Below are 19,541 nucleotides of genomic sequence, written 5' to 3' on the forward strand. Positions count from 1 at the left end.
CGTCCCTTCATGCGATTATTTCGGAGCAACTTTCTTGGCGCGGGGATGGGCGGCGTCGTAGACCTGTGCGAGGCGCTGAAAGTCGAGTGAAGTGTAGACCTGCGTTGCCGTGATGGATGCATGGCCGAGCATCTCCTGGACTGCGCGTAAATCGCCCGAGCCTTGCAAGACGTGCGAGGCGAAGGAGTGACGCAACACGTGGGGGTGCACGTTCGTCGCCATGCCCAGCGCCTGGCCATGGGCTTTGATGCGCAATTGCGTCACGCGGGCCGACATGCGGGCGCCGCGTTCGTTCAGGAAAAGAGCGCGGCGGTCGGCATCGGCGTGTTTGGCGAGAACGCTTTCCCGTGCCGCGAGCCAGTTCTTCAGCGCCAGCATTGCAGGTTGCCCTACCGGCACGCCACGCATCTTGTTACCTTTGCCGGTGACGGTGACTTCGCAACTGTCCATGTCGATCCAGCCCGACGAGGTATATTCCGCTTCGTGGTGGTAGCGTGCGTCCAGGCCAACCAGCTCGGATACACGCAGACCGCTGGAATACAGCAGTTCAAACATGGCGAGATTGCAAAGCTGGGCCGGCGCTTCGGCATCCTTGAGCGGATTGCTGTGAGACACCAGATGTACGGCATCGTCGGCAGCCAGCGCCTTGGGCAAGGGCTTGGCTTTTTTGGGCGCCTTGACGCCATCGACGGGGTTCGATTTCAACCCGCCTTGTTCCGACAGCCATTCGTAAAAACCGCGCCACGCCGACAGTTTGCGCGCGATGGAGCGGGCATTGAGGCCCTTGCCGTGCAACTGTGCGGCGAATTTGCGGATCTGGAAGTGAGAAACGGCCGCGAGCATGATGCCGGCAGTCTGCGCCAATGCACTCAGTTCAGCCAGGTCGCGTGCATAACCGGTGATAGTGTGGTGCGACAGCATGCGTTGGTTCTGCAGGCTGTCGAGATAGCCTTCGACGTGACGATCAGCAGCGACTTGAGTGGATTCGGTGCTCACACGGGTGGTCGAGGAGAAAAGAGATGTTTCAGTGTAGCAGGCAGGCCAGGGCTGCGCTGGCGGTTTCGCCGATGCGCGTCAGGAAATCGGTGCCCATGTCCGCCGTAAAACGGCTCGGATCGGACGAACCCAGCACCAGCAGGCCAAACGCTTCGGGCGCCGCGCCGACACGCAGTGGCAGCATGGCGATGGATTTGACCGACGCAGCGTCTTCGAGCCAGCCGGCGGCTTCGAATTCGTTGTTGGGGCCGCAGAACGGCGTGGTCAGGCCATTGGCGAAAATGCGCGCGTCTTCCGATACGGCTGCGGTGAACCAGTTGCCGTCGTGTTTTTCGGCGATGTTCCAGAGTCGCAGCGTAACTTGGGGCACATTGAAGATGGTTTGCAAATTGCCGGACAAGACCTGGGGCAGGTCGCTGTCGTTACGGGCCAGCAGCAGAGAACGCGTCCACGATTGAAATTTGCTGGTGATCTCGTCATTTTCTTGTGCGATGCGCATCAGATCAGCCATGTGCAACTCTTGCACCTTGATCTTCTCACGCAGGATTTCCATCTGGCGCTCTTGCAGGGAGATGGCGCGTCCCAGCAGCGGGCTGGTGAGTCGGATCCGGCCAAGCAACTCCGCATGCTCTTCGAAGAAGTGCGGATGGTCGAGCAAATAGTCGGCAATCGAATCGGAATCCAGAGGAGTCATGTGCATGCTTGTTGGGTTGAGTGTTTTACGGCATGGCATGCGAAGCGCAGCCGGGCTTGCATATCCGCAATATCGCGAGATTATCTACGCTATCGTCGGTGCTGACAACTTTTTAATCAGGCTGTCGGAGCTGCGTCTGCCAATAAAAACGGGCTTACATGATTGCTCATGTAAGCCCGAATTGTTCAATCAAGTTCTGATTCCGGCGTTTGCACGCCAGAGGTCAGAGACTTAAATTAGAACTTGTGGCGGATACCAACAGCAACTGCTGTTTGGCTGGAATCAACACCACCTGTTGTTGCATTGCCAGTTGCATCGCCGAACACGCCGGTGTTAGCCATGTTGGAAGCACGTGTGTTAGCAACGAATGCGTACAGGTCGGTACGCTTGGACAGCCAGTAGTCTGTACCCAGGCTGATTTGAGTCAGCTTGCCCTTGGATGCGGAGTTGAAGTCAGCACGTGTGTGTGTGACTGCGCCCAGCAGCTTCAGGGATGGGGTCAGGGACCATGCAGTACCCAGTTCATAAACGTCGATCTTGTTAGCTGTACCCAGAGTCGAAACAGCGATCGATGCTGGAGTAGCTGTGTTCAGACCTTGCTTGACGCGCGAGTAGTTACCGTACACGCGTGCTGGGCCGAACTGGTAGCTGGCAACAACGTTCAAAACCTTCAGTGCCGAATTGCCGGCTTGAGCGGAATTCGGTGCGTAGTAGCCAGCTGTAGTCGATGTCAGCTGAGTATCGCTAGGTGTCGAACCTTGCTTCGATTGGTAGTAGTTCAAACCCAGACCCAGTGGGCCGTTGTCGTACTTACCACCCAGACCGAACGATTGGCCGGCTGTCGTTTGACCAGCTTGTTCGCCGAAACCGTAGATCAGGTTACCGGTGAAGCCACCCAGGTTGTTGGTGGTGTAGCTGATGGAGTTGTTGGTACGTGTACCTTCCAGGCGGTCGATGTTGTGACCGACTGCGCCGGTGAGGCCACCGAAGTCGTTAACCGATGTGTATGCGCTGATGGTATCTGCGTAGTCAGTTTGACGACCCAGCAGAACAGTACCGAAGCCACCGTTCAGACCAACAACCGACTTACGACGGAACAGGTTCGAGGAAGTCACTGCGTCGGAACCTTGCAGGCCGCCGTTGTCGTTGGTGAAGCCAGTTTCCAGTTGGAACACTGCATTCAGACCGCCGCCCAGATCTTCAACGCCCTTGAAGCCGATACGGGAACCTTGGATGATGCCGGAATTCAGACCAAACTTGGAGCCAGTGCCAGTGCCAGCTGCGGTGACAGCCTTGCTTGTGTAAACAATGCCGGTATCAACGATACCGTAGATTGTGACGGAGCTTTGTGCTTGTGCAGCACCTGCAAACGCGCCGAGAACGGCCAGTGCAAGCAGAGATTTTTTCATTTGACATCCTTCTATAAAAATAGTCTTGAGGATCCGTACATCTAGTCGGATGGTGAGACATTAAGGGTTCTCATTAACCATGGCCTCAGATTGGTCGTTTGGCGGACAGAGTTTTGGTTGAAATTCCGAAACCCCTGCACGAGTGTTGTTTTTTTCTAACGCTTTAGCCCTGGTTCTCTGTACGGGACGCATTTTTGCGATTTGCCGATGTCATGGCGTTATCAAATTGTTTTGACGGCAACAAAATGGCGTTTAAAGACTTGATTTGTTGTTTTAAAGCTCCATATTGTTTGCTAAATAGACGGATTAAAAAAATATAGTGATTTATGGGGGATAATTTTTTCCTTCGAAAGTGGGCTTGGATTGATTTATGGCGAGTCGGGAAGATCTGGCAATTATTCGGGCGGCGCGCGCCGGGCAGGCTGAGGCGCAGTTGGCCTTGGGACGGCGCTATCTGTTTGGCGGCAACGGTTTGCCGCAAAGTTTCGCGACGGCGCTGCATTGGTTGGATCGTGCTGCACGCCAAGGGGCCGCTGATGCCTGGTCGCTGATCGGCGAACACATTCCTTATGACGTGGTGGCACAGGCGCCGCGGCCGCTTGACTATGTGCTGTGGTACGAGCGGGCATTCGACGCCGGTCTGAAAGCGGCCGGCCTGGCGTTTGCACGCCTGGTGCTGGCGTATCGGGCGCAGGCCGAGGCCCAGTCCATGCTGGGCAAGGCAATCAAGGTGCTGGAGGCGGAAGCGCATGCCGGTACTGCCGAGGCGCAATGGCTGCTGGCGCAGCAGCAGGCCGGCGGGCAGATTGCCGGTGCGGCGCCTGCAGTCGCCGGAGAGTCCCGGCAAGAAGCGACGCAAGCTGCCGCCAAATGGGCGCAAAAAGCGGCGGATGCCGGCGTCGGTCCGGCGCAGTTGTCATTGGCCGACGCCGCCTGGCTTCGCCATGACCGGGAAGATTTCATCCGGCGGGCTTTGCCGCTGGGGCGTTCTCTGCTGGCGCAATATGGCGCCGATCTGCCGCAATTGAACGCTCCCTCGGAGGCGCTTGCACGGTATCTGGGCGACGGCAATATTGTTTTACTGTCCCGTCTGGCGCAGGTGTTGTCGAAAATCGAAAATCTTGATGTCGACGAAGCGCAACAATTGCTGGAGCTGGGCGCCTATGCCGACGACAAGACAGCGCAATTGTCGCTGGGGCTGTTCTTTGCGCGCATGCAGGAAGACGGCGGCCGCGCTTTTCCCGATTTCGGGTCCGCTAATTATAAGAAGGCGATCCGCTGGCTGACCCAGGCCGGGGAGCGCGGGTTGGCGTCGGCGTGGTTTGCCTTGTCGCGCATCTATTTGAAGCCCGAGTTCTCCCAGCGCAATCTGGCGGATGCGCAGCATTACCTGGAGCGCGCTGCCGAAATGGGGCACTCGCTGGCGCAGCTGGAATGCGGCAGCAGCGCCTGGCGCAATCGCCGCGACGATCCGTCCAACGATGTGCGGGCGGTCTACTGGTTGCAAAAGGCGGCGGCGCAGAACAATGCCGATGCCCGCGATCTGCTGGATAAAATCGCCGATCGTCCGGCGCCCGCCGATTGGGCGGTCGAGGCGCGGCGTCACATGACGCGTGAATTTCTGAGCGCCTACCCATTTTTGGCGGCGCGGCTGGAATTGGCGATCCTGTTCGGGCTGACGCGACCGGAGGCCTTGCTGATCGACCTGAAGCAGGCCGATTGTGGCCACTGCCTGGTGGTCGATATCCGTGACTACTATGCGCGCAGCAAGCGGCGCCTCATATTAATAGAGACCGGCGACGAGCGGCAAGTGCTCAATCGCATCGGTCGGCTGTTCGAAGATGTCGATTGCAGCCTGAACGGACCGGAAGGCAATTATCGCCAGCGCATGTATCGCCTGAAAACAGCCTTGCCCCAGGCTGCGGACGAGCGCGAAGAAGAGAGCGATCTGGCCGAAGAGTCCTGACTCCTTTAGCAAGGGCGCAGAAATAAAAAAGAGATGGCAAGTTGCCATCTCTTTTTTATTGGTGGAATGCCGTAGCCAAAACAGCGGTCAGATTTCGATTTCGCCTTCAAACACCGAAACCGCCGGACCGGTCATCATTACCGGCAGACCGGGGCCGGCCCAGTTGATCACCAGTTCTCCGCCGTGGGTTTGCACGGCAACGGGCGCATCCAGCAAGCCGCGCCGGATGCCGGCGACGACTGCGGCGCAGGCGCCGGTGCCGCAGGCCAGGGTTTCGCCCGCGCCGCGTTCAAAGACGCGCAAATTGACGTTGTGGCGATTGACTACCTGCATGAAGCCGGCGTTGACGCGCTTCGGGAAGCGCTGGTGATGTTCGATCGCGGGGCCGTCGATCAGCACCGGCGCGGCTTCGGTATCCGCCACGATTTGCACGGCATGCGGATTACCCATCGACACCACGGAAATCCACGTTGTCTTGCCGTTCACGTCCAGCGGCCACAGCGTATCGACGCCTTCCGTCTTGCCGGACAGGCCGGCGGCGTCGAACGGCACTTGCTCCGGCGTCAATATCGGCGCACCCATGTCAACGGTCACGCGCCCATCGTCTTCCAGGGTCGGCTCAATCACGCCGGACAAAGTTTCCACGCGGATAGCGCGTTTTGTCGTCAGTCCCTTGTCGCTGACGAAGCGGGCGAATGCGCGGGCGCCATTGCCGCACTGCTCGACCTCGCCGCCGTCGGCGTTGTAAATACGATAGCGAAAATCAATGCCCGGCGACTGCGTTTTTTCCACCACCAGCATCTGGTCGGCGCCGATGCCGAAACGGCGGTCGGCGATGAACTTCCACTGATCTGCAGTCAGATCGATGTTCTGGTTGATGGCGTCCACCACAACGAAGTCGTTGCCGGCGCCGTGCATTTTGGTGAATTTGATTTTCATGACACTTATTATAGATGCCGGATGCGCTTAGTCATCCTGGCCGTATACATTAGTTAGGCCTTCAGGCTGGGTTTTAAAGCGCTTGTGCGCCCAAAAATATTCCGCCGGGGCTTCCAGCACGCGCTGCTCGATGAAGGCATTCATTTTGCGCGTGGCTTCTACGATGTCGTCACCCGGGTAATTTTCCCAGGCCGGATAGAACGTGGTTTTCCAGCCTTGGTAATCCGGCAGGAAGGTGGTGATCATGGGGATGACGTTGGCGTGCGTTGCTGCGGCAATGCGTGCAGTGGCGGTCAAGGTGGCAGCCGGTCTCCCGAAGAAGGGGACAAATTCGGCGTCGCGCAGGCCGAAGTCCATGTCCGGCAACATGATGAAAGGCAGGCCGTCGCGCATGGCGCGGATGATGGGCTTGACGCCTTTTTCGCGCGATAGCAAGGTCACCGGACGGAAGCGGGAGCGGCCTTTAAGCAGTGCCTGGTCAACGACTTCGTTTTGTTGTTTGGAATAAATAGTACAAATGGACAGGTCTGAATTAAGCACCAGCGCGATGCCGGGAATCTCCAGGCAGACGAAATGGGGGCAAAGCAGGATGGTAGGGCCGGATTTGATTACATCCACCGGCACGCCGGAGTCGATCCTGATCAGGCGCTTCAGGCGTTTTTCCGAGGCCCACCACAGAATGCCGCGTTCCAGCGCGCTGCGGGCATACGCCTGGAAGTGCTGCCTGGCGATGGTTTCCCGTTCCGCCTCCGACTTGCCGGGAAAGCACAGCCGCAAGTTGGTCAGGGTAATGTGGCGGCGCGGCTTCATGATGATGAACAGCAACGAGCCCAAGCCTTCGCCGAGGCGGCCCAGGATCGGCAACGGCAGCCAGTGCAGCAGCCACATCATGGCAATCAATGCCCTCATTGCGCCGCTCCCGGGGCAGTGACGCCGGGCGGCGTCTTGTAGCGGTTATAGCTCCATATATATTGTGCGGGGCAGCGCGAAATCAGTTTTTCCATGGCCAGGTTGATGGCGCGCGCTTGTTGCTCCGGCGTCTCGCCCAGTTCTTCCTCGAAGGCGACGAAGCGGATCACGAAGCCGCGCCCCCATGACAGGCGTTCGGCATACGACAGGATGATCGGCGCGCCGCTCATCTGATGCATCTTGGCCGACAAGGTCATGGTGTATGCCGGTTTGCCGAAGAAATCCGCCCACACGCCTTCGCCGTGTTGCGGTACCTGGTCGGGCAGCAAGCCGATCGCTTTGCCCGCTTTCAGTGCTTTGAGCAGAACGCGTACGCCGGACAGATTGGCCGGCGCCAGATGCAGGTTCGGGCGCGAACGCGCGCCTTCGATCAAGGGTTTCAAGGCGGCCTTGCGCGGCGGGCGATACAGTGCCGTGAGCGATGTTTGTTCGGCAATGGCTTGCGCGATGATTTCAAAGCAACCAAGGTGCGGCGTCAGGAAGACCACGCCGGTTTTGGCGTCCAGCGCTTGTTGCGCCAGTTTCCAGTTTTCAATACGGGCGGTGCGCAGGACGCGTTTGGGAGAGGCGCACCAGACGAAGGGCAATTCGAAGATGCCTTTGCCCGATTCGTTGATTGCAGCAAACAAATGTTGCCGGTAGCCGGCGCGGGTCAGATTCTCTTTCAGGCGCTTGCGGTAGGACGGCGAAGCCAGGTAGACAAGCCAGCCCATCGCGATCCCGGTGAGGTGCAGCAGGGGCAGCGGGAAAAAAGATAGCAGGCGGAATAAAGAAAAAATCATACTTGCCGTTACCGTGAATAATGCCGTGAAATTGCCGAATTTTTGCAAGAGGCGTAAAATAGCACGAAAGCCGTCGAGTTAATGACAACTTGCGAGACGGGATATAAATTTCGCTAAAGCGTCGCAGGCTAGGGATTAGCCGCGACATCGGTTAAATCTCTATATAGCAGGAGCCTGTGATGTCCAATGAATTTCTCTTTACTTCCGAATCCGTCTCGGAAGGCCACCCAGACAAAGTAGCCGACCAGATTTCCGATGCGATTCTGGATGCCATCTTTGCACAAGATCCACTGTCCCGCGTCGCCGCCGAAACCCTGTGCAACACAGGCCTGGTCGTACTCGCCGGTGAAATCACCACACGCGCCAACGTCGACTACATCGACGTCGCCCGCGAAACCATCAAGCGCATTGGTTACGACAACGCCGACTACGGCATCGACTACAAGAGCTGCGCCGTGCTGGTCGCCTACGACAAGCAATCGCCGGACATCGCCCAGGGCGTCGACGAAGGCAAGGGCCTCGACCTCGACCAGGGCGCCGGCGACCAGGGACTGATGTTCGGTTACGCTTGCGACGAAACGCCGGAACTGATGCCTGCCGCGATTTACTACGCACACCGCATCGTCGAACGCCAGTCGCAATTGCGCAAGGACGGCCGCCTGCCATGGCTGCGCCCGGACGCCAAGTCGCAAGTCACGCTGAAGTATGTCGACGGCCGCCCGGTCGCCATCGACACCATCGTGTTGTCGACCCAGCATGCGCCTGAAATGGAGCACAAGGCCATCGAAGAAGCGGCGATCGAAGAAATCATCCGCCCGGTCGTGCCGGCTGAATGGCTGAAGAATACCCGTTACCTGATCAACCCGACCGGTCGTTTCGTCATCGGCGGCCCGCAAGGCGATTGCGGCCTGACCGGTCGCAAGATCATCGTCGACACCTACGGCGGCGCAGCACCGCACGGCGGCGGCGCATTCTCCGGCAAGGACCCTTCCAAGGTCGACCGTTCGGCAGCTTACGCCGGCCGTTACGTCGCCAAGAACATCGTGGCCGCCGGCCTGGCGTCGCGTTGCCAGATCCAGGTGTCGTACGCCATCGGTATCGCCAAGCCGACCTCGGTCATGGTCACCACCTTCGGCACCGGCAAGGTCAGCGATGAAAAGCTGTCGCAACTGGTGCAGGAGTATTTCGACCTGCGTCCCAAGGGCATCGTGCAGATGCTGGACCTGCTGCGCCCCATCTATCAGAAGACCGCCGCTTACGGCCACTTCGGTCGCGAAGAGCCGGAATTCTCGTGGGAACGCACCGACAAGGCTGCTGCACTGAAGGCCGCCGCCGGTCTGTAATTCCTCGGCGCAATCCGGTTCTTGCGGCCGGATTGCTGCGGTGTGTTGGCATTGCACACCTAAAGGATTTACAATGCCTTTCCGTATCAAGGAGCGTTGCGACAAGACATCGATCTTGCCAGGCTTGATACCGTCACCAAGCAACTGCGCTCACGTTACTTTTTTTCTGATTTCTTGAAAGGAGGGCGTGAGAACGCCGCAGTCATGACTACCAATTCCACTACCAAAGACTATGTGATCGCCGATATCGGCCTGGCGCAATGGGGCCACAAGGAAATCAAGATCGCAGAAACCGAAATGCCGGGCCTGATGGCCATCCGTGAAGAATTCGCAGCCGCTCAACCGCTGAAGGGCGCGCGCATCACCGGTTCCATCCACATGACCATCCAGACCGCCGTGCTGATCCAGACGCTGGAAGCGCTGGGCGCCAAGGTGCGTTGGGCATCCTGCAACATCTATTCGACGCAAGACCACGCTGCCGCGGCAATCGCCGACAAGGGCACGCCGGTGTTTGCGTTCAAGGGCGAGTCGCTGGACGACTACTGGGAATTCACGCACCGCATCTTCGAATGGCAAGGCGGCGAGAACGAACAAGCCAACATGATCCTCGACGACGGCGGCGACGCAACACTGCTGCTGCACCTGGGTACGCGCGCTGAAAAAGACGCATCGGTACTGAACAACCCGACTTCGGAAGAAGAAATCTGCCTGTTCAACTCCATCAAGAAGCGCCTGGCCAGCCACACCAACTGGTACTCCTCGCGCCTGGCGCAAATCAAGGGCGTGACCGAAGAAACCACCACCGGCGTGCACCGCCTGTATCAGATGCACAAGGACGGCAAGCTGGCCTTCCCTGCGATCAACGTCAACGATTCCGTCACCAAGTCCAAGTTCGACAACCTGTACGGCTGCCGTGAATCGCTGGTCGACGGCATCAAGCGCGCCACCGACGTCATGATCGCCGGCAAGGTTGCCGTCATCGCCGGTTACGGCGACGTCGGCAAGGGCTCGGCGCAAGCCATGCGCGCCTTGTCGGCACAAGTCTGGGTCACTGAAATCGATCCGATCTGCGCACTGCAGGCGGCAATGGAAGGCTACCGCGTCGTCACCATGGATTACGCCGCCGAACACGGCGATATTTTCGTGACATGTACCGGCAACTACCATGTGATCACGCACGATCACATGAAGAAGATGAAAGACCAGGCCATCGTCTGCAACATCGGCCACTTCGACAACGAAATCGAAGTCGCCGCACTGAAGCAATACACCTGGGAAAACATCAAGCCGCAAGTCGACCACATCATCTTCCCCGACGGCAAGCGCATCATCCTGCTGGCGGAAGGTCGTCTGGTCAACCTCGGCTGCGGCACCGGCCATCCGTCCTATGTGATGAGCTCGTCGTTCGCCAACCAGACCATTGCCCAGATCGAATTGTTCGTCAACACCAAGAACTATCCGGTCGGCGTTTACACATTGCCGAAGCATCTGGACGAAAAGGTTGCACGTCTGCAGTTGAAGAAACTCAATGCCCAGTTGAGCACACTGACCGCGGAACAAGCTTCTTACATCGGCGTGAAGACAGACGGCCCTTACAAGCCTGATCACTACCGTTATTAATTAGCTGACCGGGCAACGTGGATTACAGCCGTGATTGCCCGGTTGTTCAACAGCTTTACCCGCCATCGGCCGGATCGCAGCAATTACGCAGATTGTTGAAATCCGGCCGATGCGCCGCTCGAAAGGACATTTCATGACGCGTTTGCTGATTCTCTGGTTGATCAATGCGCTGGCCTTGCTGGCCGTGCCTTACCTCATGCATTCGGTGCAGGTCGACAGTTTCGGCGCGGCCCTGATCGCTGCGCTCATTCTCGGTTTCGTCAATACGCTGGTGCGCCCGGTGCTGGTGATCCTGACTTTGCCGGTGACGCTGCTGACGCTGGGCTTGTTCATCCTCGTGATCAACGGCCTGATGTTCTGGGTGGTGGCGCAACTGGTGGGTGGTTTCCACGTGGCGGGTTTCTGGGCGGCCGTCGGCGGCGCGTTGTTGTACAGCATCGTCTCCTGGGCCTTGTCCACGTTGCTGCTGAAATCCGGGCGCAACTGATTGCGCGGTAATCTGATTACGGATTGATTCTTCCATGACACAACATAATTTCAGTATCGAGTTTTTCCCGCCGAAGACGCCTGAGGGTACGGAAAAACTGCGCGTCACGCGCGCCAAGCTGGCCGAACTGCAGCCGAAGTATTTCTCGGTCACGTTCGGCGCCGGCGGTTCGACGCAGCAAGGCACGCTCGACACGGTGCTCGAGATCATGCGCGAAGGCCACATCGCCGCGCCGCATCTTTCCTGCATCGGCAGCTCGCGCGCGACATTGCGCGACATCCTCAGCAATTACAAATCGCACGGCATCAAGAAACTTGTCGCCTTGCGCGGCGATTTGCCGAGCGGTTTCGGTGCAGTCGATACGGCCTCCGGCGAATTCCATTATGCCAATGAGCTGGTCGAATTCATTCGCGCGGAAACCGGCGACTGGTTCCATATCGAAGTCGGCGCCTATCCGGAAATGCATCCCCAGGCCAAGTCGCCGCAGGACGACGTGCAGAACTTCGCACGCAAGATCAAGGCCGGTGCCGATGCCGCCATCACGCAGTATTTCTACAATGCCGACGCCTATTTCAATTTCGTCGACGAAGCGGAAAAGCTGGGCATCAGCGCGCCCATCGTGCCCGGCATCATGCCGATCACGAATTACACGCAGCTGATGCGTTTTTCCGACATGTGCGGCACCGAAATCCCGCGCTGGATCCGTCTCAAGCTGGCCAGCTACGGCGACGACGGCGAGTCGATCCGCGCCTTCGGCTTGGATGTCGTGACACAACTGTGCGAACAGTTGCTGGAAGGCGGCGCTCCCGGCCTGCATTTCTACACGCTCAATCAACCTGCCGCGACGATGGCAATCTGGCAACGCCTGGTCGCCTGAGTCATCCGGAGAGATTGGATCGCAAGCAAAAAAGCCGGCAGATGCCGGCTTTTTTCATGTCCTTGCGTGACGCTGCATCACCCGATTCAGGCGTCAGTAATAATCAAGTCCAGTGCGATATCGTGCGCCTGTCCCTCAAAATCCACCTGCGCATCGGCATAGGCGATCCCGATCGCCAGCGGATGCGGCATCTGCGCCAGCGTGCGGTCGTAGAAACCGCCGCCGTAGCCCAGCCGCAGCCGCGCGGCGTTAAACCCCAGGCAGGGAATCAGCAAAGCCTGCGGCTGTACGATCTCCCCATGCACCGGGACGGAAGTCCCCATGGCATCCTTGACCAGCGTTTCCCCCGGTGTCCAGCGCACGAATTCCAGCGGTTGCTCTTTTCCGCGAATAATCGGCAGCGACAGGTGCACGCCTTGGGTACTCAGCGCGTTATAAGCCGGATGCAGATCCGGTTCCTGCCGGATCGGATGGTAGACACCGATGCTGGAAACCTGCCGGGTCTGCAGCCAGGCCAGCAGGCGCGCGCAAATGGCGGCTTCCGCCGCGGCCTTGGCGGCAGGCGTCATGGCTTTGCGGGCCGCCAGCAAGCGGGTGCGCAGCGCGGATTTGTCCGAAGCCGGCGATGCCGTTATTGCCGTGGTCAGGGCAGTGTCGGACGGCGTGGTGTCGCGTGCTATCCTTGAAGTCGTCATCTGTCTCAATCTAAGGTTGTATAAGAATGCAATTAAAGAAATGCGTGGTTGTGATCACCTGCGCCGCAGCAACGGCAGCGGCACTTGGTTTTGCGATGCCGGCCCATGCGCAAAAACGTCCTTCCGCCAACGCCGCGTCCGATGACGTCTTTCTCGCCTTGCGCGACGCCGCCCGCGCGGACGATTCGGCGACGGCGATGAATCTGGCGGCGCGTCTGCCGGATTATGTCATTCCTTCTTATGTCGACTATTATCGGCTCAAACCGCGCGTGCGCGATTTCACCGCGCCGGTTTCCGAGATTCGCGATTTCCTGACGCGTTACGACGGCAGCGCCATTGCCGACCGCCTGCGCAACGACTGGTTGTTGGCGTTGGGCAAGACCGGCGACTGGACGACTTTCGACGAGCAGTATCCCTTGTTCGTCCTCAACGACGACGTGCAGGTCAAATGCTTTGCTCTCAATTCACGCGCCCTCAAGGGCCAGAATGTCGCCGATGAAGCGCGCGCCTTGCTGACCAGTCCCAAGGACTACGGCCAGGGTTGCAGCGACCTGATCGGCACGCTGGCGCAAAACCACCAGTTCGGCGAAAGCGACCTGTGGGCGCAGATCCGCCAGGCGGTCGAGGCCGGCAACACCACCGTGGCGCGCCGCGCGGCGATCTTCACCGACAACGGCGACGTCAGCCTGCAACAAGTCATCGACAAGCCGGCGCTGATGCTGGCGCGCGGTCCGGGGCAGGGGCGCACCGCGCACGAGTTGTACATTATCGCCATCGGCCGCGCCGCCAAGGGCAATCCGCAGCAGGCGGCGAGCTTCCTCGGCAGCGCTTCCGGGCTGACCGCGCAGGAGCAGGCCATCGCCTGGGCGCAGATCGCCTTGCCGGCGTCGATGAAGTTGATGCCGGAAGCCATCGATTACTGGCGCAAGACCAAGGATGCGCCGCTGTCCTACGAATCCTATCAATGGAAGGCGCGCATCGCCTTGCGCGCCGGCGACTGGAAAATGGTCAGAGCCACCATCGACGCCATGCCCGGCTCCTTGCGCAACGACATCACCTGGACCTACTGGCTGGCGCGCGCGCTGAAAGAGGACGGCCAGGCCGAAGCGGCGCAGCGCCTGTTCCAGTCGATTGCCTCCAACGTCAGCTTCTACGGCCAACTCGCCACCGAAGACCTCGGCCAGAAAATCGTGATCCCGTCGGGCCCGGTGCCGCCGACGCCGGCCGAGATCGCGCCGATGGCGCAGAACACCGGCTTCAAGCGCGCGCTCAAATTCTACGACCTGAACATGCGCTACGAAGGCATCCGGGAATGGAACTGGGAACTGCGCAAGATGAATGACCGCCAGTTGCTCGCCGCCGCGGAATTCGCGCGCCAGAGCGACGTGCTCGACCGCATGGTCAACACTTCGGACCGCACCAGGCTGGAGATGGATTTCACCCAGCGCTTCCCGGCACCGCACCTGACCGAGATGAGCGCCAACACGCGTCCGCTGGGCCTGGAAAACGCCTGGGTCTACGGTCTGATCCGGCAGGAATCTCGCTTCATCAAGAACGCCAAATCCTATGTCGGCGCGTCCGGCCTGATGCAATTGATGCCGTCCACCGCGAAGTATGTCGCCAAGAAAATCGGCCTCACCGAATTTACGCAAGACCAGATCAACGACATCAACACCAACCTGCTGCTCGGCACCAGCTATCTCAACATGGTGCTCAACAATCTCGACGGCTCGCAGGCATTGGCGACGGCGGCCTACAACGCCGGTCCGGGGCGTCCGCGCACCTGGCGCTCTACCCTGAGCCGGCCGGTGGAAGGCGCGATCTTCGCCGAATCGATTCCGTTCAACGAGACGCGCGGCTACGTCAAGAACGTGATGTCCAACGCGACCTACTATGCCGCGTTGTTCGAGAACAAGCCGCAATCACTGAAACAGCGCCTCGGCACGGTCGCACCGCGCACCAATACTCCGACCGATTTGCCGTGATCCTGTATTAAGCAGACAGCGCTACGGTGAGGCATATAAGTAAAGAAAGCGATAACTGACCATGGCGTATAAAAACATACTGGTAATCGGCGGTTCCGGTTTCATCGGCAGCCAGGTGGTGGCGCAACTGGCGCGCACCACCGCCAGCCGCGTCGTGGTGCCGACGCGTCGCTACGAGCGCAGCAAGCATTTGCTGGTGATGCCGACCGTGCGCACCGTGATCGCCGACGTGCACGACGAGACAGCGCTGGACGCGTTGTTCGACGGCATCGACGCCGTCGTCAATCTGGTCGGCATCCTGCATTCGCGCAGCGGCCCCGGCGGCAGCGCTTATGGTCCCGATTTCCTGCAGGCGCACGTGGATTTGCCGCGCAAGATCGTCGCCGCCTGCAAGCGCCATGGCGTCAGACGCTATCTGCACATGAGCGCGCTCGGCGCCTCCGCGCAGGGACCGTCGATGTATCTGCGTTCCAAGGCTGCCGGAGAAGCGGCTGCATTTGCCGACAGCGATATCGCCACGACAGTGTTCCGTCCATCGGTGGTGTTCGGTGAAGCGGACCGGTTTTTGAACATGTTCGCGGCCTTGCAAAAACGGTTTCCGCTCATGCCCTTGGGCGGCGCCGACGCCAAATTCCAGCCGGTTTATGTCGGCGATGTGGCGCAGGCATTTGTCGCCGCCTTGCAGCATGAATCGACCAGCGGCAAAACCTACGAACTGGCCGGGCCGAAGATCTATACCCTGCGCCAGCTGGTGCAACTGGCCGGCATCTATTCCGGCCATCCGCGTCCTGTCGTCGGTCTGCCGCCGGCATTGGCATCTTTGCAAGCCTTTTGCCTGGAACATTTGCCAGGACGCATGATGAGTCGCGATAATCTTGCTTCCATGCAGGTGGATAATATTGCCGGCGGGCCGATGGCCGCGGAACTGGGCATCACGCCGACTGCGCTGGAAGCGATTGCACCGCGCTACCTTGCGGGCGTGCACATGCAGCAGCAAATGGACGCTCACCGGCGCGGCGCGCGACGCTGAACAGGGTTAAGAGCAAGACAAGTCATCAAAGGACAGACAGCATGCAAAACACCGAACTCGATCCAACCCTGTCGGCCACGCTGGAAAAGGCAGGCAAGAATGCCATCACATTGGTCATCGGCAACAAGAACTACTCATCCTGGTCGATGCGCCCCTGGGTGGTGCTCACCGCGTTCGACATTCCTTTCCGCGAAGTCCGCATCTGCCTCGACCAGCCCGACACCGCCGGCAAGATCGCCGAATATTCCGCCGCCGGCCGCGTACCGGTGCTGCTCGACGGGCAAACGCACATCTGGGATTCGCTGGCGATCTGCGAATACCTTGCCGAACAATTCCCTGACCGCGCGCTGTGGCCGCAAGAAACCTCCGCGCGCGCCGTGGCGCGCAGCATCGTCGCCGAAATGCATTCCGGCTTCACCGGCCTGCGCAGCGCCATGGGCATGGACATCCGCGGCAGCTACCCGGGCAAGGGGCGCACGCCAGAAGCGCAGGGCGACATCGGCCGCGTGTGCGAAATCTGGGAGGACTGTCTGTCCGAATTCGGTCATCACGAATTCCTGTTCGGCGATTTCTCCATTGCCGATGCCTTCTATGCGCCGGTAGTGATGCGCTTCCGCAGCTATCACGTGTCGCTGGCGCCGGCGCTGCAAGCCTACGTCGACCGCGTCGTCGCGCACCCTGCGGTGGCCAAGTGGATTGCCGAGGCGCTGGCCGAAAAAGAAATCCTGCCGGACCATTGAGCTCTCCATGAAGATCTACGTCGTCGGCGGCGCGGTGCGCGATGAACTGCTCGGCTTGCCGGTGCAGGATCACGATTACGTGGTCGTCGGCGCCACGCCGGAAGACATGCTGGCCCAGGGCTTCCGGCCGGTCGGCAAGGATTTTCCGGTGTTCCTGCATCCCGAGACGCAAGAGGAATACGCGCTCGCGCGCACCGAGCGCAAGACTGCGCCGGGCTACAAGGGCTTCGTCTTTCACACCGACAGCGCCGTCACGCTGGAACAGGATCTGGCGCGCCGCGACCTCACCATCAACGCCATCGCCAAGGGCGAGGACGGCGTGCTGGTCGATCCCTATCGCGGGCAGGAAGACATCCGTCGCCGCGTGTTCCGCCATGTCTCGGATGCCTTCGTCGAAGATCCCGTGCGCATCCTGCGCATGGCGCGTTTCGCTGCGCGCTTTCCCGATTTCACCGTTGCGCCTGAAACCAATGCGCTGATGCAAGAGATGGTGCGCGCCGGCGAAGTCGATGCGCTGGTGCCGGAACGCGTGTGGCAGGAACTGGCGCGCGGCATGATGGAGCAGACGCCGTCGCGCATGTTCAACGTGCTGCGCGAATGCGGCGCATTGGCGCGCATCCTGCCCGAACTGAATGCACTCTGGGGCGTTCCGCAACCGGCCAAATATCATCCTGAGATCGACACCGGCGTGCACGTCATGATGGTGCTCGACTACGCGGCGAGCCGCTCGTATTCGCTGGGCGTGCGCTTTGCCGCCTTGATGCACGACCTCGGCAAAGGCACCACGCCGCCGGACTTGTGGCCCAGCCATCACGGCCATGAAGGCCGCAGCGTCGAATTGGTGCAAGGGATTTGCGATCGCCTCAAAGTCCCCAACGATTGCCGCGATCTGGCCGTCATCACCGCGCGCGAACACGGCAACGTCGGTCGTGCGTTCGAGCTGCGTCCGGCCACCATCGTCAATTTGCTGGCGCGTTGCGACGGCTTTCGCAAGCCGGAACGATTCAAGGAAATGCTGCAGGCATCCGAGTGCGATCGCCGCGGCCGCACCGGTTTCGAAGACGTCGAATTTCCGCAGCTGGGCTATCTGCTGGGCGCACTGAAAGTCGCGCAAGGCGTCGACGCCGGCGCCATCGCGGCGAAGTACAGGGAGCAGCCGCAACGCATTCCCGAAGCGATCCTGGCGGCGCGTACCGAGGCCGTGACGGACTACGCGGCTCAGGTTCGTTAAACTGCGTCCATGTCAAAACTCACCACGCAACTGCGCACCCGACTGGAGAGTCTGAAGCGCCTCATCATCGAGGCTTCGGACAAACCGCTGATCCTCGTCAAGGAGCTGTCGCCGCGTTCGCGCCGACATCTGCTGCGGCATTTTCTGGCGCTCGAAGAAAAAGACCGGCTGTTGCGTTTCGGCACCAAACTGTCCGACGAACTGGTGACAAGTTACGTGGAAAAAATCGACTTCGCGCGCGACACCATTTTTGGCGTCTACGATCGCAAGCTGCGTCTGCTGGGCGTCGGCCATCTGGCCTTTGCGCCACGCGAAACCTCACGCGTCTCCGGCGCCACCATCAAGGCGAAGGTGGCCGAATTCGGCGTCTCGGTATCGGCGGCGGCGCGCGGCATGGGCGTGGGCACCAAGTTGTTCGAGCGCGGCGCCATGCGTTGCCGCAACGCCGACGTCGACACCTTGTACATGCATTGCCTGTCGTCCAACAAAGTCATGATGCATATCGCCCGCAAGGCCGGCATGGAAATCCATCGCGACTATGGCGAGGCCGACGCCTATCTCAAACTCCAGCCCGCCAACTCCGTCACGGTCTTCCAGGAGGCGATGGAAGAGCAGGTCGCCATGATCGATTACATCGTCAAGGCCAACATGCGCGCGCTGTTCAAATGGGTGGGCAAGGTCACCGGCATCGGCAAGCCCAAATCCTGAGCCCGGCTTGATCCGGATCAGAGATCCATGCCAGGGTTGGATGCAAACCGGTCAGAAGGCGCATAATACGGTTATCAACGCGGCTATCAACATATCTCAATAATCATTTCCATGGAAACCACCGTCTCAACCGACGATTTCTTTGCCAGCGTCGCGACAAAATCCGACAGCGGGGCATTGCGCGGCGATTACACGCACGCCGACAAGAACTACGTCGTGGCCCAGAACTGGGCCGGCTACACACCTGAACAACACGCGCTGTGGCGGCGTCTGTACGAGCGCCAGGCCAAGCTGATTCCCGGCCGCGCCTGCGACGTCTTCCTCGACAGCATCAAGGCGCTCGACGTCTCGCAAGGCATCCCGCAATTCGACCGCACCACCGAGGCGCTGTACAAGGCCACCGGCTGGCAACTGGTCGCGGTGCCGGGACTGGTGCCGGATCATACCTTCTTCGAGCATCTGGCCAATCGCCGTTTCCCGGTGACGGTCTGGCTGCGCGAAGAACACGAGTTCGACTACATCGTCGAGCCCGACGTGTTCCATGATTTCTTCGGCCATGTGCCGCTGCTGTTCAATCCCATCTTCGCCGAGCATTTGCAAGAGTACGGCAAGGGCGGCCTCAAGGCGCTCAAGCTCGACGGTCTGGCTTTCCTGGCGCGCCTGTACTGGTACACGATCGAGTTCGGCCTGATCCAGAGTCCCGAGGGCTTGCGCATCTACGGCGCGGGCATCCTGTCGTCGGGCGGCGAGGTCGAGTATTCCCTGCGCGGTTCAGGGCAGAACCAGCAACCGAACCGCATCCCGTTCCAGCTCGAGCGCGTCATGCGCACCCTGTACAAGATCGACTCGTACCAGGAAACCTACTTCGTCATCCGCGACTTCCAGCAACTGTTCGACGACACGGCGCCGGATTTCACCGCGCTGTACGAACAATTGAAAGCGCAGGATGCGCTGCCGGCCAATACCTTGTTGCCGGGAGAGCACAACTTTCTGGTCGGCTGACCAGGCCTTGTCTCCTTGCCAAGTCATCAAGCCCCTGCATGAAAAACAGGGGCTTTTTTCATGCCGTC

At 59.8% G+C, this 19,541-nt stretch carries 18 protein-coding genes and 1 riboswitch; of the genes, 11 read left to right on the forward strand and 7 right to left on the reverse strand.

Going from position 1 to position 19,541, the window contains the following annotated elements; translation table 11 throughout:
• Window positions 1-15 precede the first annotated feature (15 nt).
• The 3 genes from PMI16_RS10845 to PMI16_RS10860 all read right to left on the reverse strand — a co-directional run bounded on the left by PMI16_RS10845 (window position 16) and on the right by PMI16_RS10860 (window position 3,099).
• Window positions 16-996: a tyrosine recombinase XerC gene (locus PMI16_RS10845; RefSeq protein WP_007879388.1), complete on the reverse strand. Its 981-nt coding sequence runs from the start codon at window positions 994-996 to the stop codon at window positions 16-18.
• Between the two features lie 28 nt (window positions 997-1,024).
• Entirely contained in the window at window positions 1,025-1,690 is a 666-nt protein-coding gene (locus PMI16_RS10850) for a DUF484 family protein (RefSeq protein ID WP_007879390.1), read from the reverse strand.
• Between the two features lie 236 nt (window positions 1,691-1,926).
• Window positions 1,927-3,099 carry a porin gene (locus tag PMI16_RS10860; protein ID WP_007879394.1) on the reverse strand — a complete coding sequence of 391 codons (1,173 nt, stop codon included), beginning with the start codon at window positions 3,097-3,099 and terminating at the stop codon, window positions 1,927-1,929.
• A 370-nt stretch (window positions 3,100-3,469) separates the two neighbouring features.
• Here PMI16_RS10860 and PMI16_RS10865 point away from each other — a divergent pair, with 370 nt between their 5' ends.
• Window positions 3,470-5,065 carry a tetratricopeptide repeat protein gene (locus tag PMI16_RS10865; protein WP_007879396.1) on the forward strand — a complete coding sequence of 532 codons (1,596 nt, stop codon included), beginning with the start codon at window positions 3,470-3,472 and terminating at the stop codon, window positions 5,063-5,065.
• An 87-nt stretch (window positions 5,066-5,152) separates the two neighbouring features.
• On the opposite strand, the gene dapF is transcribed toward PMI16_RS10865, so the two are convergent.
• Genes dapF through PMI16_RS10880 form a run of 3 tightly spaced genes read right to left on the reverse strand, consistent with a single transcriptional unit; the run spans window position 5,153 to window position 7,803 of the window.
• Window positions 5,153-6,004 (reverse strand): diaminopimelate epimerase, encoded by an 852-nt coding sequence (dapF, locus tag PMI16_RS10870; protein WP_007879398.1) that lies wholly within the window; start codon window positions 6,002-6,004, stop codon window positions 5,153-5,155.
• A 27-nt stretch (window positions 6,005-6,031) separates the two neighbouring features.
• Entirely contained in the window at window positions 6,032-6,913 is an 882-nt protein-coding gene (locus tag PMI16_RS10875; protein ID WP_007879403.1) for an LpxL/LpxP family acyltransferase, read from the reverse strand.
• Window positions 6,910-7,803, reverse strand: coding sequence for a lysophospholipid acyltransferase family protein (locus PMI16_RS10880; protein WP_272942479.1), 894 nt, complete (start codon window positions 7,801-7,803; stop codon window positions 6,910-6,912). Before PMI16_RS10880 ends, PMI16_RS10875 begins: the two co-directional genes overlap by 4 nt.
• 131 nt (window positions 7,804-7,934) lie before the next feature.
• Here PMI16_RS10880 and metK point away from each other — a divergent pair, with 131 nt between their 5' ends.
• From metK to metF, 4 genes are all read left to right on the forward strand, one after another.
• Window positions 7,935-9,098, forward strand: coding sequence for a methionine adenosyltransferase (metK, locus tag PMI16_RS10885; protein WP_007879407.1), 1,164 nt, complete (start codon window positions 7,935-7,937; stop codon window positions 9,096-9,098).
• Window positions 9,099-9,180: 82 nt separating this feature from the next.
• Window positions 9,181-9,257: riboswitch (S-adenosyl-L-homocysteine riboswitch) on the forward strand.
• 45 nt (window positions 9,258-9,302) lie between these two features.
• Window positions 9,303-10,718, forward strand: coding sequence for an adenosylhomocysteinase (gene ahcY / locus PMI16_RS10890; RefSeq protein WP_007879409.1), 1,416 nt, complete (start codon window positions 9,303-9,305; stop codon window positions 10,716-10,718).
• A 133-nt stretch (window positions 10,719-10,851) separates the two neighbouring features.
• Complete coding sequence (locus PMI16_RS10895) at window positions 10,852-11,205, forward strand: phage holin family protein (RefSeq protein WP_007879410.1); 354 nt, start codon at window positions 10,852-10,854, stop codon at window positions 11,203-11,205.
• Between the two features lie 34 nt (window positions 11,206-11,239).
• Window positions 11,240-12,082, forward strand: coding sequence for a methylenetetrahydrofolate reductase [NAD(P)H] (gene metF, locus PMI16_RS10900; protein WP_007879412.1), 843 nt, complete (start codon window positions 11,240-11,242; stop codon window positions 12,080-12,082).
• Window positions 12,083-12,168: 86 nt separating this feature from the next.
• Here the strand turns inward: metF and PMI16_RS10905 are convergent, their stop codons facing one another.
• Complete coding sequence (locus PMI16_RS10905; protein ID WP_007879414.1) at window positions 12,169-12,777, reverse strand: 5-formyltetrahydrofolate cyclo-ligase; 609 nt, start codon at window positions 12,775-12,777, stop codon at window positions 12,169-12,171.
• A 26-nt stretch (window positions 12,778-12,803) separates the two neighbouring features.
• Between PMI16_RS10905 and PMI16_RS10910 the strand changes: the two genes are divergently transcribed.
• The 6 genes from PMI16_RS10910 to phhA all read left to right on the forward strand — a co-directional run bounded on the left by PMI16_RS10910 (window position 12,804) and on the right by phhA (window position 19,473).
• Complete coding sequence (locus PMI16_RS10910; protein ID WP_007879422.1) at window positions 12,804-14,762, forward strand: lytic transglycosylase domain-containing protein; 1,959 nt, start codon at window positions 12,804-12,806, stop codon at window positions 14,760-14,762.
• 61 nt (window positions 14,763-14,823) lie between these two features.
• Window positions 14,824-15,792, forward strand: coding sequence for a complex I NDUFA9 subunit family protein (locus PMI16_RS10915; RefSeq protein WP_007879424.1), 969 nt, complete (start codon window positions 14,824-14,826; stop codon window positions 15,790-15,792).
• 41 nt (window positions 15,793-15,833) lie between these two features.
• Complete coding sequence (locus tag PMI16_RS10920; RefSeq protein ID WP_007879431.1) at window positions 15,834-16,532, forward strand: glutathione S-transferase family protein; 699 nt, start codon at window positions 15,834-15,836, stop codon at window positions 16,530-16,532.
• Window positions 16,533-16,539: 7 nt separating this feature from the next.
• A complete protein-coding gene (locus PMI16_RS10925; protein ID WP_007879432.1) occupies window positions 16,540-17,763 on the forward strand; it encodes a multifunctional CCA addition/repair protein in 1,224 nt (407 codons plus the stop codon).
• A gap of 9 nt (window positions 17,764-17,772) precedes the next feature.
• Window positions 17,773-18,471, forward strand: coding sequence for a GNAT family N-acetyltransferase (locus PMI16_RS10930; protein WP_007879433.1), 699 nt, complete (start codon window positions 17,773-17,775; stop codon window positions 18,469-18,471).
• Between the two features lie 111 nt (window positions 18,472-18,582).
• Window positions 18,583-19,473, forward strand: coding sequence for a phenylalanine 4-monooxygenase (gene phhA, locus PMI16_RS10935; protein ID WP_007879434.1), 891 nt, complete (start codon window positions 18,583-18,585; stop codon window positions 19,471-19,473).
• Window positions 19,474-19,541: the final 68 nt, after the last annotated feature.

Source organism: Herbaspirillum sp. CF444, assembly GCF_000282135.1.
Taxonomy (GTDB): domain Bacteria; phylum Pseudomonadota; class Gammaproteobacteria; order Burkholderiales; family Burkholderiaceae_D; genus Herbaspirillum.